The organism is Pseudoxanthomonas taiwanensis (assembly GCF_010093135.1).
Classification (GTDB): Bacteria; Pseudomonadota; Gammaproteobacteria; order Xanthomonadales; family Xanthomonadaceae; genus Pseudoxanthomonas; species Pseudoxanthomonas taiwanensis.
This window is the reverse complement of record NZ_PDWK01000011.1, coordinates 1-14,823: the sequence shown is the minus strand read 5'-3', so window position 1 is coordinate 14,823 and position 14,823 is coordinate 1. Positions and strand designations below refer to the sequence as shown.

Genomic DNA, 14,823 nt, shown 5'->3' with positions numbered 1-14,823 from the left:
CGGCCGGTGAGGGCGGGGCGGAAGAAGAAGGTTTTTTGCAGGAGCCGGGTCGCACCCGGATGGAAGACGCAAGGAAACGCGGAAGGGGCGGGAAGGCCCTGCACGCAACAGGCAACAACCAAGACGCCGGAGCACAGAAAGCCGGCAACCAATAAATCGAGGACAACGGACATGGCACATTTCGAACTGATCGAGAAAGTGGCTCCCAACGCGGTCATCAAGGTCATCGGCGTCGGTGGCGGCGGCGGCAACGCCGTCGCGCACATGGTCAACAGCAACATCGAGGGCGTGGAGTTCATCACCGCCAACACCGACGCCCAGGCGATCAAGAACTGCGGCGCCAAGCTGCAGCTGCAGCTGGGCAGCAATGTGACCAAGGGCCTGGGCGCCGGCGCCAATCCGGAGGTCGGCCGCCAGGCCGCGCTGGAGGACCGCGAGCAGATCATCGCCGCGCTGGAGGGCGCGGACATGGTGTTCATCACCGCCGGCATGGGCGGCGGCACCGGCACCGGCGCGGCGCCGGTGGTGGCGCAGCTGGCCAAGGAGATGGGCATCCTGACCGTGGCCGTGGTCACCAAGCCGTTCCCGTTCGAGGGCCGCCGCCGCATGCAGGTGGCGCTCAAGGGCATCGAGGAGCTGGGCCAGCACTGCGACTCGCTGATCACCATCCCCAACGAGAAGCTGATCACCGTGCTGGGCCGCAACGCCACGATGATCCAGGCCTTCCGCGCCGCCAACGACGTGCTGCAGGGCGCGGTGCAGGGCATCGCCGACCTGATCGTGCGCCCGGGCCTGATCAACGTGGACTTCGCCGACGTGCGCACCGTGATGAGCGAGATGGGCCTGGCCATGATGGGCACCGGCTCGGCGCGCGGCGACGACCGTGCCCAGGCCGCGGCCGAGGCTGCGATCCAGAACCCGCTGCTGGACGACGTCAACCTGGCCGGCGCCAATGGCATCCTGGTCAACATCACCGCCGGCCCGGACTTCACCATGGCCGAGTTCGACGAGATCGGCCGCACCATCGAGGGGTTCGCCTCGGAGGACGCGACCGTGGTGGTCGGCACCGTGCTGGATCCGGACATGCAGGACGAGGTCAAGGTGACCGTGGTGGCCACCGGCCTGAACCGTGCCACCGCCCGCCAGCAGGTGCGCGGCGAGTTCGGCGCCCGCGACTCCGGCCGCGCTCCGGTGCGCCTGGTGCGCGACGGCACCACCGGCCTGGCCATCGACGACGGCTTCGGCGCCGCCGACCCGGTGTCCAGCCCCGTCGGTGTCCTGGGCCTGCGCCGCGGCGCCGCCGCGCCGGCGGCCCCGACCGGCACTCCGGTCACCGCCGACCTGCCGTCCGACTATCTGGACATCCCGGCGTTCCTGCGCCGCCAGGCCGACTGAGGTACCCCGGCGGGCGCGGCATCGCCGCACCCGGCGGAAAGCAGTTCCCCGGGGGCGCGCCTCGCCAATGCGCGCCATGCAACCCGGTGTCCGTGGTCCTTGCCGCCGGGCCCTCACCGGCCCGGCGGACTTTCCGCGGAGCCCGGGAATACCGGGCACGGGCGCAACGCTGCTTTCGTCAAGATTCAGCGAAATGCGTGGTATTCTCACCGGCCATTAATACGCAGCCGACGCCTACGGCGCATACCCCGATCCCATGACCCGGCAGCGCACCCTCAAGAACACGATCCGCGCCACCGGCGTGGGCCTGCACAGCGGCAACAAGGTCTACATGACCCTGCGCCCGGCGCCGGCCAACCACGGCATCGTGTTCCGCCGCACCGACCTGGATCCGGTGGTGGAAGTGCCCGCGTCCGCGGGCCTGGTCACCGAGACCACGCTGTGCACCGGTCTGACCTGCGGCAACGCCAAGGTCCAGACCGTCGAGCACCTGATGTCGGCCGCCGCCGGCCTGGGCATCGACAACATGATCGTCGAGCTGTCGGCGCCCGAGCTGCCGATCATGGACGGCTCGGCCGGCCCGTTCGTGTTCCTGCTGCAGTCGGCGGGCATCGTCGAGCAGGACGCGCCCAAGCAGTTCATCCGCATCCTGCGCGAGGTGGAGGTGCGCGATGGCGACAAGATCGCCCGCTTCACCCCGTACGACGGCTACCGGCTGGACTTCACCATCCAGTTCGACCACCCGATGATTCCCGCGCGGCAGTCGCACGCCAGCATCGAGTTCTCCACCGCCACGTACATCAGGGAGATCTCGCGCGCCCGCACCTTCGGCTTCATGCGCGACCTGGAGTACATGCGCGAGCTGAACCTGGCGCTGGGCGGCTCCATGGACAACGCCATCGTCCTGGACGAGTTCCGCGTGCTCAACGAGGACGGCCTGCGCTACGCCGACGAGTTCGTGCGCCACAAGATCCTGGATGCCATCGGCGACCTGTACCTGGTCGGCGCGCCGATCCTGGGTGCCTACGAGGGCTACAAGTCCGGCCACGCCCTCAACAACAAGCTGGCCCGGGCCCTGCTGGCCGACGCCTCGGCCTGGGAGAAGGTCAGCTTCCAGGATGTCCCGGCCCCGCTGGTCTACGGCGAACCGGCCCTGGCCTGATCCGCCGGCGCATCCGGCGCCGGTGTGCGACCACACGTTCCGGACGCCCCCGGCGCGGGGCTTCCGTCGCAACCGGATGGGCTTCGTCGCGTGGCCGCTGAAGCGCCTGTACGCAGCGCCCCGACCGGCCTGTCGGGGGCGGCCCGACGCCCGGTTGGGCTTCACCCCACCCAATCCCGCTTAACCATCGCATCGATTCGAATCTTCGATTCCGTGCGTGGCGTCACATTTTTCGGGATTGCATAACGGGCTCTTAACTTCCCGCTAACGACGTGGGTCCGAGGGGCCGCTAGGATGCCCCCCCGGGTTGTTACCGGTATGCAACATCGCGTTGCGCTGGACCCGCTACCGGACCCCGGAACCGTCCGGGGAGCCCGGGGGATCCACAGGGGAGGATTCCCGCAAGGACGCCAGGATGTCGCGCAAGGCTTTGCGCGCGGCATCCGAAGGGGGAGACGGTGCTTCCGCCACCGGCGGGCGCACCGGTGTGGTGGTCTTGACGACAACTGTAGAGGGATTCAGTCCGACGGATCGGGCCGCATCGAGGATCTCGGCTTCGGCAAGGCGCAGGCGCGCCCGCCAGACCGGGGAGTCGGTGACCAAAACGAGCTGCTCGCCGGACACGTTGGCCAGCCGGCAATGGGAGGCCAACCCCGGGGGCAGGAGGGGACGCAACTGCTGGTCCAGCGCGTCGAGCCACAAGGCGCGGCGCAGGGTGGCTCCAGTCTGGTCCGCGAAGGCGGCTTCGGCCGCTTGCAGCGGAATCGCCGCCCGGCGGTCGTTGGGCTTTGAACGAGGCATACCTACAGCATGAGCTACAAACTGATCATTAGGAACCCGCGCGCCGCCGTTGCCGGCCGCTGGGGGCAGATGCAGGGGTGGGCCACCCGCCGCCCGGGGCTCATGATCGCGGCCACGCTGGCCACCGGACTTCTGCTTGGCGCCGGCGCCGGCGCCGCGATGGCCCGGGCCGGCTCGGCCCAGATGGAAGCGCAACTGGCGCAACAGCAGCGTGAACTGGAGCAGGTGCGCCGCCAGTCGCAACAGGAAATCAACGCCCTGGCCGCGCGCCTGGGCGAGCTGCAGGCCCAGGCCAACCGCCTCAACGCCCTGGGCGAGCGCCTGACCGAGGTCGGCCAGCTGGAGGACGGTGAGTTCGACTTCCAGGGCTCGCCCGGCCAGGGTGGTGCCGGCCCGGTCGGCGACATGCCGCTGGAGGAGCTGCTGCAGGGCCTGGACGAGGTCGAGCGCCAGTTCGCCGCCTCCGGCAAGCAGCTGGCGGTGATGGAGTCGCTGCTGTTCGACCTGCAGGTCGAGAACGCCGCCGTGCCCGCCGGCGCCCCGGTGCGCCGCAGCTACATCACCTCCAGCTTCGGCCACCGTGCCGACCCGTTCGGCCGCGGCCGCCAGTTCCACAAGGGCATCGACTTCAACGCCAAGGTCGGCGATCCGGTCATGGCCGTGGCCGACGGCGTGGTCAGCTTCGCCGGCACCCGCAGCGGCTACGGCCACACCGTCGAGGTGGACCACGGCAACGGCTACGTCACCCGCTACGCACACAACTCGCGCCTGACGGTGAAGGCCGGCGACCTGGTCCGTGCCGGCCAGGAAGTGGCCAAGGCCGGTTCCAGCGGCCGCTCCACCGGCGCCCACGTGCATTTCGAGGTGTGGGAGAACGGCCGGGTGGTGAACCCGCGCAAGTTCCTGGCTTCCAGCCGCGCCCCGGTCGCCAGGCGCGGTCGCGGCTGAGCACCATCGTACGGCCCGGCCGGCGCCCCGCCACAGGGACAGGGGGCGCCGCAGGAGCGGCGTCCGCGGCGCCCCGGCCGGCGCACCCGGCGCCGGCGTTCAACCGCCACGCATCGAAGGCCCCAGGCGGGGGCGCCGCGCCCGGCCGGCTCCCTCGCGCCGCCCCTGACGCGGTCCCCCGACACATATTTATGTGCACCGGCCCGGTCGCCCTGCAGGGGCGGTTGGCCGGGGCGGGGCCCTCCGTCCGTCCCGCCGGGGGTTGAGAACGGCGCCCCGCGTCCCAAGCTACAATGCACTGTTGCCGGACAGGGCGCGTGGCGCCCTGTTTCGTTTGGACGCCGTCCCCCGGGGCTTGGCGCCGGCGCTCCTTTCCAACGGGCCTCTAGATGATCAACAAACTGCTCACCCGCATCTTCGGCAGCCGCAACGAACGGCTCCTGCGCCAGCTGGACCGCATCGTCGCCAACATCAACGCCCTGGAGCCGGAGATGCAGGCGCTCTCCGACGAGGCGCTGCAGGCCAAGACCCCCGAGTTCCGCCAGCGCATCGCCAACGGCGAGTCCCTGGACAAGCTGCTGCCGGAGGCCTTCGCGGTCTGCCGCGAGGCCAGCCGCCGCGTGCTGGGCATGCGCCACTACGACGTGCAGCTGATCGGCGGCATGGTCCTGCACCTGGGCAAGATCGCCGAGATGCGCACCGGCGAGGGCAAGACCCTGGTGGCGACCCTGCCGGTGTACCTCAACGCCCTGGAAGGCAAGGGCGTGCACGTGGTCACGGTCAACGACTACCTGGCCCGCCGCGACGCCGCCTGGATGGGCAAGCTGTACAACTGGCTGGGCATGTCCGTCGGCGTGGTCTACCCGGGCATGCCGCACGGCGACAAGAAGGCCGCCTACGCCGCCGACATCACCTACGGCACCAACAACGAGTTCGGCTTCGACTACCTGCGCGACAACATGGCGATGTCGAAGCACGACCGCTTCCAGCGCGGCCTGCACTACGCCATCGTCGACGAGGTGGACTCGATCCTGATCGACGAGGCCCGCACCCCGCTGATCATCTCCGGCCCGGCCGACGAGTCGCCGGAGCTGTACATCCGCGTCAACCGCATCGTCCCGCACCTCAAGCGCCAGGAGACCGAGGACGGCGAGGGCGACTACTGGGTGGACGAGAAGGGCAAGCAGGTGCACCTGTCCGAGGAGGGCATGGAGCACGCCGAGCAGCTGCTGCGCGAGGCCGGCATCATCGCCGAGGACGACAGCCTCTACAGCGCCAACAACCTCCCGGTGGTTCACCACCTCAACGCCGCCCTGCGCGCGCACGCGCTGTACCAGCGCGACGTGGACTACATCGTGCGCGACGGCGAGGTGGTCATCGTCGACGAATTCACCGGCCGCACCCTGCCGGGCCGCCGCTGGTCCGACGGCCTGCACCAGGCCGTGGAGGCCAAGGAGGGCGTGCCGGTCCAGCGCGAGAACCAGACGCTGGCCAGCATCACCTTCCAGAACCTGTTCCGCATGTACCGCAAGCTCTCGGGCATGACCGGCACGGCGGACACCGAGGCCTACGAGTTCCAGAGCATCTACGGCCTGGAGGTGGTGGTCATCCCCACCCACAAGCCGGTCAAGCGTGTGGACCACCCGGACCAGGTGTTCCTCACCCGCGAGGGCAAGTTCCGCGCGGTGCTGGCCGACATCCAGGACTGCCACAAGCGCGGCCAGCCGGTGCTGGTGGGCACCACCTCGATCGAGACCTCCGAGATGCTCTCGGCCTTCCTGCGCAAGGCCGGCGTCCCGCACGAGGTGCTCAACGCCAAACACCACGAGCGCGAGGCGCAGATCGTGGCCAACGCCGGCCGCCCCGGTGCGGTGACCATCGCCACCAACATGGCCGGCCGCGGCACCGACATCGTGCTCGGCGGCTCGCTGGAGGCCGAACTGGCCGCCCTCGGCCCGGACGCCGGCGAGGAGGAGAAGGAGAAGGTCCGCGCCGCCTGGCGCGAGCGCCACGAGCAGGTCAAGGCCGCCGGCGGCCTGCACATCATCGGCACGGAGCGCCACGAGTCCCGCCGCATCGACAACCAGCTGCGCGGCCGCTCCGGTCGCCAGGGCGATCCGGGCTCCTCGCGCTTCTACCTGTCGCTCGAGGACAACCTCATGCGCATCTTCGCATCCGACTGGGTGCAGAAGGCCATGCGCATGATGGGCATGAAGGAAGACGACGTCATCGAGGACAAGCTGGTCAGCCGCCAGATCGAGAAGGCCCAGCGCAAGGTCGAGGCCCACAACTTCGACATCCGCAAGAACCTGCTCGAGTTCGACGACGTCAACAACGACCAGCGCAAGGTCATCTACGCCCAGCGCAACGAGCTGCTGGAGGCCGATTCGGTCAAGGAGAACATCGACGGCATCCGCGCCGACGTGGTGCACGACATGGTGGTGCGCTTCGTCCCGCCGGAGTCGGTGGACGAGCAGTGGGACCTGCCGGGCCTGGAGGCCGCCCTGGAGGGCGAGCTGGGCCTGCGCCTGGACCTGCAGGGTCTGGCCAGGTCGGCCGAGGAGCTGGACGCGGAAGGCATCGAGAAGCACGTGCAGGACGCCGTGGCCGCGCTGTTCGACGAGAAGGAGCGCCAGCTCGGCGCCGAGACCATGCGCGCGCTGGAAAAGCACATCATGCTCAACGTGCTCGACCAGGGCTGGAAGGAGCACCTGGCGCGCATGGACTACCTGCGCCAGGGCATCCATCTGCGCGGCTACGCGCAGAAGCAGCCCAAGCAGGAATACAAGCGCGAAGCCTTCGAGCTGTTCTCCGAGATGCTGGAGAACGTCAAGCGCCAGGTCATCATCCTGCTGGCCCGCGTGCGCATCCGCAGCGACGAGGAGATCGCCGCGCTGGAGGCGCAGGAGCGCGCCCAGGCCGAGGCCAAGCTGCGCCAGGCCCAGTTCCAGCACGAGTCCACCGGCGGCTACGGCGCCGACGAGGAGGCCGAGCAGGTCCACCGCGCCCGTGCCATGCCGCCGGCCGCCGGTCCCAAGGTCGGCCGCAACGACCCGTGCCCCTGCGGCAGCGGCAAGAAGTACAAGCACTGCCACGGCCAGCTCGGCTGACCGCCCGGCCGGCAACCGCCGGCCGGCCGTCACCACGACACGCGACCCGGCCCACGGCCGGGTCGTCGCATATCGAACACCTCCGGCGCGGCCGGCGCACGCGCCGCCACCCCGTTCCAGGAGCCGCGTCCGCGGCGACCCGGCCGGCGTACCAGGCGCCGGCGTTCAACCGCCGCGCATCGAATGCTCCCGGGCACGGGTGCACCCGCCGTGACCGGACGGGGCCGTCGCGTCGCCGCTGACGCGGCTCCTACAAAAAACGCGCGGCGGCCCGGCCGGCGTACCCGGCGTTCAACCATCACGCATCGAACGCCCTTGGGCGCGGGTGTCCCCGCCGCGACCGGACGGGTTCGTCGCGTCGCCGCTGACGCGGCTCCTACAAAAACGCGCGGCGGCCCGGCCGCGACCGCCACGCACCAACCGCCCGGCCCCGGGTCGCCGGGGCGGCCGATGTGATCCCGCGCCCGTTCCCGGCCGGGCGAGGTTTCGTCCCGGCGCCGCCTGCCTTTAAGCTGCACCCATGGAAGTCCCCTTGCGATCGATCCACGTGGTCGCCGGCGTCATCCGTGACCCGCGCGGCCGAATCCTCCTGGCCCGCCGCTCCGGGGGCCGTGACCTGGCCGGCCTGTGGGAATTCCCCGGCGGCAAGCGCGAGCCGGGCGAGAGCTCCGAGCAGGCCCTGGCACGGGAACTGAAGGAGGAACTCGGGATCGAGGCCGAGGTGGGCCACACGCTGATCGAGGTCCCGCAGCAGTACCCGGACAAGCGCATCCGCCTGGAGGTGCGCGACGTCCTCCGCTGGAAGGGCAGCCCCCGCGGCCGCGAGGGCCAGGCCCTGACTTGGGTGGCGCCCGAGCGCCTGGGCCGCTACAGCATGCCGCCGGCCGACCGCCCGGTGGTGGGCATGCTGCGCCAGCCGCCGCTGTATCTGGTCACGCCCGAACCTGGCCTGGACCATGCCGCCTGGCTGGCGGGCCTGGAGACCGCGCTGGAGGCTGGCCACAACCGCGTGCAGCTGCGCGCGCCACGGCTGGCGGCGGAGGCGGCCGGCACCTGGCGCACGCTGGTGGAGGCGGCGGTGGCGCGCTGCCGCGAGGCCGGGGCCGAGGTGCTGCTCAACCGCGACATCGCCCTGGCTGCCGCCCTGGGCGTGGGCGTGCACCTGGGCAGCGAGCAGCTGGCCACGCTGACCGCGCCGCCGCTGCCGGCGGGCCTGCCGATGGGCGCCTCCTGCCACACCCTGGAGGACCTGCGCGCCGCCCAGGCGCTCGGGTGCGACTTCGCCGGACTGGGCTCGGTGCAGGCGACCGCCAGCCACCCGGGGGCACCGACCCTCGGCTGGGACGGGTTCGCGCGGATGCGCGAGCAGGTCAGCCTGCCGATCTACGCCATCGGCGGCCTCGGTGCGGACGACCTGGCCGAGGCCCGCCGCCACGGCGCCCAGGGCATCGCCGCCATCCGCGATTTCTGGCCCGCGCCGCTGGACCTTTCCGGCGACCTGCGCGCCAGCGCCTGACCGCCCCGGTAACCGGCGTGCCCGTTGCCGCTGACGCGGCTCCTACAGGAACGCGCGGTGGCCCGGCCGGGACCGCCACGCATCAACCGCCCCTGGACACGGGGGCAGCCGCCGTGACCGGGTGCGTCGCCCCCTGTAGGAGCCGCGTCCGCGGCGACCCGGCCGGCGTACCCGACGCCCGCGTTCAACCCGCCACGCATCAAGCGCCTTGGGCACGGGTGCACCCGCCGCGACCGGACGGGTCCGCGTCGCCGCTGACGCGGCTCCTACAAAAAACGCGCGGCGGCCCGGCCGGGACCGCCACGCATCAACCGCCCCTGGACACGGGGGCAGCCGCCGTGACCGGGTGCGTCGCCCCCTGTAGGAGCCGCGTCCGCGGCGACCCGGCCGGCGTACCGGGTGCCGGCGTTCAACCGCCGCGCATCGAATGCTCCCGGGCACGGGTGCACCCGCTGCGATCAGACCGTTCCGTCGCGTCGCCGCTGACGCGGCTCCTACAGGGGATGGCACGCGGCCAGGGCGCGGTATTTGGCGTCGAGGGCGGCGACGGCGGTCTCGAGGTGGTCCGGGTGGCCGTCGTTGACGATCACGTCGTCGGCGATGGCCATGCGCGCCTCGCGTGGGGCCTGGGCGGCAATCATGCGTTCGGCCAGCTCCCGGGAGACGCCGTCGCGGCGCATCAGCCGCTCGCGCTGCAGCTCCACCGGCGTGTCCACCAGCAGGATGCGGTCCACCCAGGGATAGGCGGCGCGGCCACCGGCCTCGGTCAGCAGCGGCACCGCGGCGATGGCGTAGGGGCCGGGTGCGGTGCGGCATTCGGCCTCCAGCGCGGCGCGGATGGCCGGGTGGGTGATGGCCTCCAGCGCCCGCCGCGCATCGGCATCGGCGAACACCAGTTCGCGCAGCTTGCGCCGGTCCAGGGTGCCGTCCGGCAGCAGCACGCCCGGGCCGAAGCGGGCGACGATCCTGGACAGGGCCGGCTGGCCCGGCTCCACCACGCGGCGGGCAGTGACGTCGGCATCGGCCACGTGCACGCCCAGGGCCTGGAAACGCCGGGTGACCTCGGTTTTGCCCGCGGCCACGCCGCCGGTCAGGCCGATGATGAAACCGCTCATGCGTCGCGGTGATGGGGTGGGAAGCGCCAAGTCTACGGACCGGCCGCGGCGGCGTCTTGTGCCCTCGGGGGATGGCGCCGTGTTGCCGAGCGGGCCGGCGTCAGCGCCCCCGTTGCAGGAGCCGCGTCCGCGGCGACCCGGCCGGCGTGCCCGACGCCCGCGTTCAACCCGCCACGCATCAAACGCCTTGGGCACGGGGGCACCCGCTGCGATCGGACCGTTCCGTCGCGTCGCCGCTGACGCGGCTCCTACAGGAACGCGCGGCGGCCCGGCCGGGACCGCCACGCATCAACTGCCCCTGGACACGGGGGCAGCCGCCGTGACCGGGTGCGTCGCCCCCTGTAGGAGCCGCGTCCGCGGCGACCCGGCCGGCGTACCCGGCGCCGTCGTTCAACCGCCACGCATCAAACGCCTTGGGCACGGGTGCACCCGCTGCGATCGGACCGTTCCGTCGCGTCGCCGCTGACGCGGCGCCTACAAAAAACGCGCGGCGGCCCGGCCGGGACCGCCACGCATCAACTGCCCCTGGACACGGGGGCACCCGCCGTGACCGGGCGCGTCGCCCCCTGTAGGAGCCGCGTCCGCGGCGACCCGGCTGGCGTACCCGGCGCCGGCGCTCAACCGTCACGCATCAAACGCCTTGGGCGCAGGTGCACCCGCTGCGATCGGACCGTTCCGTCGCGTCGCCGCTGACGCGGCTCTTACAAAAAACGTGCGGCGGCCCGGCCGGGACCGCCACGCATCAACCGCCCTTGGACACGGGTGCACCCGCCGTGACCGGGTGCGTCGCCCCCTGTAGGAGCCGCGTCCGCGGCGACCCGGCCGGCGCACCCGGCGCCGGCGTTCAACCGTCACGCATCAAACGCCTTGGGCGCAGGTGCACCCGCTGCGATCGGACCGTTCCGTCGCGTCGCCGCTGATGCGGCTCCTACAAAAAACGTGCGGCGGCCCGGCCGGGACCGCCACGCATCAACCGCCCTTGAACACGGGGGCACCCGCCGTGACCGGGTGCGTCGCCCCCTGTAGGAGCCGCGTCCGCGGCGACCCGGCCGGCGTACCAGGCGCCGGCGTTCAACCGTCACGCATCAAACGCCTTGGGCGCAGGTGCACCCGCTGCGATCGGACTGTTCCGTCGCGTCGCCGCTGACGCGGCTCTTACAAAAAACGTGCGGCGGCCCGGCCGGGACCGCCACGCATCAACCGCCCTTGGACACGGGTGCACCCGCCGCGACCGGGTGCGTCGCCCCCTGTAGGAGCCGCGTCCGCGGCGACCCGGCCGGCGTACCCGGCGCCGTCGTTCAACCGCCACGCATCAACCGCCCCTGGACACGGGGGCACCCGCCGCGACCGGACGGGTCCGCCGCGTCGCCGCTGATGCGGCTCCTACAAAAAACGGGCGGCGGCCCGGCCGGGCCCGCCCCGCATCACCCGCCCTTGGACACGGGTCCACCCGCCGCGACCGGACGGGTCCGTCGCGTCGCCGCGGACGCGGCTCCCGCAAAAAACGCGGCAAGCTGCCGACGGGGCAATCGTTGCCGGTTACAGCCCCGCGTAGCGCATGTAGGCGTCCACCATCCGGTCGCCCCAGAAGAACACCAGCCAGCCGGCGATGGCCAGGTAGGGGCCGAACGGGATGGGGGTGGCGCGGTCGCGGCCGCGCGCAAACAGCCAGATGGAGCCGATCACCGCGCCCAGCACGGACGAGATCAGGATGATCGGGATGATGCCCTTGAGCCCGCACCAGGCGCCCAGCGCGGCCAGCAGCTTGAAGTCGCCGTGGCCCATGCCCTCCTTGCCGGTGAGCTGCTTGAACAGCCACCACACGCTCCACAGCAGCACGTAGCCGGCCACCGCGCCCAGCAGCGCCGGCTTGGCGGGCATGTACAGGTTGTCCAGGCTGGCCACCAGGCCCAGCCACATCAGCGGCAGGGTCAGCTGGTCCGGCAGCAGGCGGGTACGCAGGTCGATGCCCGACAGGGCGATCAGGAACCAGGTCAGCACCATCGCCCCGAAGCCCTGCCAGCCGAAGCCGAAGCGCCAGGCGCAGACCACGGTCAGCAGGCCGGTCAGCAGCTCCACCAGCGGGTACTGCAGGGAGATGCGCTGCCCGCTGTAGCGGGAGCGCCCGCGCAGCAGCAGGTAGCTCAGGACCGGGATGTTCTCCCACCACTTGAGCCGGTCGCCGGTGACCGGGTCGTGCGAGGGCTCGACGATGACCCCGGGTGGCGGCGGATCGTAGATCTCCGGCAGCTCCAGCACCTCGCGCGCCTCGCGCTTCCACTCCCACTCCAGCCGCCGCGGCAGCCGCAGGATGACCACGTTGAGGAAGCTGCCCACCGCCAGTCCAACGGCGGCCGCAAGCGGGTAGCCCAGGGCGGGCTGGGTGTCGAGATAGGCCATGCTGCCTTCTTGTTGTGCTCAGATCGTCGCGGCCAGCTTGAAGATGGGCAGGTACATGCCGATCACCATCGCGCCCACCACGCCGCCGATGAAGATCATGATCATCGGCTCCAGCAGGCTGCTCAGCGCGTCGACCGCGTTGTTGACTTCCTGCTCATAGTACTCGGCCACCTTGAACAGCATGGCGTCCAGGGCGCCGGCCTCCTCGCCGATGGCCGCCATCTGGATGACCATGTGCGGGAACAGTCCGGTCTGGCGCATGGCCACGTTGACGGGGTAGCCCACCGCCACGTCGTCGCGGATGCGGTAGACGGCCTTCTCGTACACCAGGTTGCCGGTGGCGCCGGCCACCGAGTCCAGCGCCTCCACCAGCGGCACGCCGGCCTTGAAGGTCACCGCGGTGGTGCGGGCGAAGCGGGCGATGGCGCTGTTGTGCATGATCTGGCCGATCACCGGCACCTTCAGGATCAGCCGGTCGAAGGCGTCCTGCATGGCCGGCGAGCGCTTGTACAAGAACAGCAGCAGGAAGATGCCGCCGCCCACCACCAGCAGGATGGCCCACCACCACTGGACCATGAAGTCGGAGGCGGCCACGATCATCTGGGTGAAGGCCGGCAGGTCCGCACCGAAGCTCTGGAAGGTGGCCTGGAACTGCGGCACCACGAAGATCAGAAGCACGGCGCTGACGATGATGGCCACGGCGATCACCACCGCCGGGTAGAACAGGGCCTTCTTGATCTTGCCCTTCAGCGACTCGATGTTTTCCTTGTAGGTGGCGATGGTGTCCAGCACCGTCTCCAGCACACCGGCGCTCTCGCCGGCGCGGACCAGGTTGCGGTACAGCTCGTCGAACTGCACCGGGTGCTTGCTCAGCGCCTCGTACAGCGACGAGCCACCCTCCACGTCGGCGCGGATCTGGGCCACCATGGCCTTCATGCGCGGGTTCTTGTGGCCGCTGGAGATGATCTCCAGCGCGCTCACGATGGGCACGCCGGACTTCATCATGGTGGCCATCTGCCGGCTGAAGAAGGCGATGTCCTTGGGCGTGATGACCGAGCCGTGCTTGCCGAACAGCGGCTTGGGCTTGGGCTTGACCACCGAGGGCGTGATGCCCTGGCGGCGCAGTTCGGCGCGCAGCAGATTGGCGTTCTTGGCCATCTGCTCGCCCTTCATGGTCACTCCACGCTTGTCCTTGCCCTCCCAGACGAAGGGCTGGAGCTGGCTGGTGGAACGGTCCACCGGGGCAGGGGCGGACTTCCTGACGGCAGTGCGGCTGGCGGACATGGACTTATGGTCTCCCCACCGGCATCCCCGTGCCGGCCTGACGGCTGCATGGTAGCGGGTATCCGGGAGGCTGGCACGCCATCCCCGTCACAGCTTGCCGGTGGGGCCTCAAGAAGCGGCCGGCCCGGCCGATACCGTTCCTTGGCCCGGCCAGGGCGCCCGTTTCCCCGTCCCCGGTGCTGCCCGGCCTCCGAGGCATATGACGTGGCGTGTCAGTTTGTGACGCGCGGCGTCAGTTGCCGGGAATCCCCAGGCCGAAATCCATCACGGCCGGCCCGTGAAAGTCTTCCCGGTTCCGGCGACCGGGGTGTCCGGATGCCGGATTTGCGACCGACTGCGGACTTTTGGCATGGGCTTTGCGTAAACTCTGGCACGCGGCGCCGCCGCGCAACGCCCGCGTTCCGCAGAGGGGCACGGGCCTGATGGGCAAGTGTCCCTTCCAAATCAACGTCTTAGGGGAAACAACACCATGAAGAAGTACCAGCAGGGCTTCACCCTGATCGAACTGATGATCGTCGTGGCGATCATTGCCATCCTGGCCGCCATCGCGCTGCCGGCTTACAGCGACTACACCAAGAAGGCCAAGGTCTCCGAGGTTGTCCTGGCGGCTTCGGCGCTGCGCACCGCGGTGTCCGAGTACGCGGCCTCCAACAACGAGCTGCCGGACGCTTCCTGGGAAGGTTACCAGGACCAGGAGTCCAAGTACGTTAAAGAGGTGAGCTGGGATGGCGAAAAGATCATCGCTACCGCCCAAGGCATCGGTGACGACGAGATCGATGAAAAGACCATCGAACTGGTAGCCACCCTGAACGCAAATACCGGCGTCGTGGAGTGGACCTGCGGCGGCACCATCGCGCCGAAGTACCGTCCGGGCAGCTGCCAGGACTAATCCCTCCGTCCAGCTGTAGTTCCCTGGGGGGCCTTCGGGCCCCCCAGTTCTTTGGGGCGGTAGCAAGAGCGTTTAGGGAAGGTCTGAACAACCCGCTCTGCCGCCCGGATTGCGGCATCGTGGCGCCGGCCTGGCGTCGCTTTCGAGCCGGATTTCGCCCGTGCAGGGCGGTTTTTGGCGGGTTTCCCCGCCTTACGGACGCA

The 14,823-nt window shown here is 70.6% G+C and carries 10 protein-coding genes; 6 read left to right on the top strand and 4 right to left on the bottom strand.

What is annotated here, in order from left to right; translation table 11 throughout:
• Positions 1-171 precede the first annotated feature (171 nt).
• Both ftsZ and lpxC read left to right on the top strand, forming a co-directional pair.
• A complete protein-coding gene (gene ftsZ / locus CR938_RS03485; RefSeq protein ID WP_162123682.1) occupies positions 172-1,395 on the top strand; it encodes a cell division protein FtsZ in 1,224 nt (407 codons plus the stop codon).
• 256 nt (positions 1,396-1,651) lie between these two features.
• Complete coding sequence (gene lpxC / locus CR938_RS03480) at positions 1,652-2,557, top strand: UDP-3-O-acyl-N-acetylglucosamine deacetylase (RefSeq protein ID WP_162123681.1); 906 nt, start codon at positions 1,652-1,654, stop codon at positions 2,555-2,557.
• A 345-nt stretch (positions 2,558-2,902) separates the two neighbouring features.
• Here the strand turns inward: lpxC and CR938_RS03475 are convergent, their stop codons facing one another.
• Positions 2,903-3,358: a DciA family protein gene (locus CR938_RS03475; RefSeq protein ID WP_162123680.1), complete on the bottom strand. Its 456-nt coding sequence runs from the start codon at positions 3,356-3,358 to the stop codon at positions 2,903-2,905.
• Between the two features lie 9 nt (positions 3,359-3,367).
• Between CR938_RS03475 and CR938_RS03470 the strand changes: the two genes are divergently transcribed.
• From CR938_RS03470 to CR938_RS03460, 3 genes are all read left to right on the top strand, one after another.
• On the top strand, positions 3,368-4,306 hold the full coding sequence (locus CR938_RS03470) for a M23 family metallopeptidase (protein WP_162123679.1): 939 nt from the start codon (positions 3,368-3,370) through the stop codon (positions 4,304-4,306).
• 389 nt (positions 4,307-4,695) lie between these two features.
• A complete protein-coding gene (secA, locus tag CR938_RS03465) occupies positions 4,696-7,416 on the top strand; it encodes a preprotein translocase subunit SecA (RefSeq protein WP_162123678.1) in 2,721 nt (906 codons plus the stop codon).
• Positions 7,417-7,936: 520 nt separating this feature from the next.
• Entirely contained in the window at positions 7,937-8,932 is a 996-nt protein-coding gene (locus tag CR938_RS03460) for a Nudix family hydrolase (protein WP_162123677.1), read from the top strand.
• A 494-nt stretch (positions 8,933-9,426) separates the two neighbouring features.
• Here CR938_RS03460 and coaE read toward each other — a convergent pair whose 3' ends face one another.
• The 3 genes from coaE to CR938_RS03445 all read right to left on the bottom strand — a co-directional run bounded on the left by coaE (position 9,427) and on the right by CR938_RS03445 (position 13,731).
• Entirely contained in the window at positions 9,427-10,047 is a 621-nt protein-coding gene (gene coaE, locus CR938_RS03455; protein WP_162123676.1) for a dephospho-CoA kinase, read from the bottom strand.
• 1,539 nt (positions 10,048-11,586) lie between these two features.
• Positions 11,587-12,447 carry a prepilin peptidase gene (locus CR938_RS03450; RefSeq protein ID WP_162123675.1) on the bottom strand — a complete coding sequence of 287 codons (861 nt, stop codon included), beginning with the start codon at positions 12,445-12,447 and terminating at the stop codon, positions 11,587-11,589.
• 18 nt (positions 12,448-12,465) lie between these two features.
• Complete coding sequence (locus CR938_RS03445) at positions 12,466-13,731, bottom strand: type II secretion system F family protein (protein WP_162123674.1); 1,266 nt, start codon at positions 13,729-13,731, stop codon at positions 12,466-12,468.
• Between the two features lie 469 nt (positions 13,732-14,200).
• On the opposite strand from CR938_RS03445, the gene CR938_RS14765 reads away from it, so the two are divergent.
• A complete protein-coding gene (locus tag CR938_RS14765) occupies positions 14,201-14,620 on the top strand; it encodes a pilin (RefSeq protein WP_162123673.1) in 420 nt (139 codons plus the stop codon).
• Positions 14,621-14,823 lie beyond the last annotated feature (203 nt).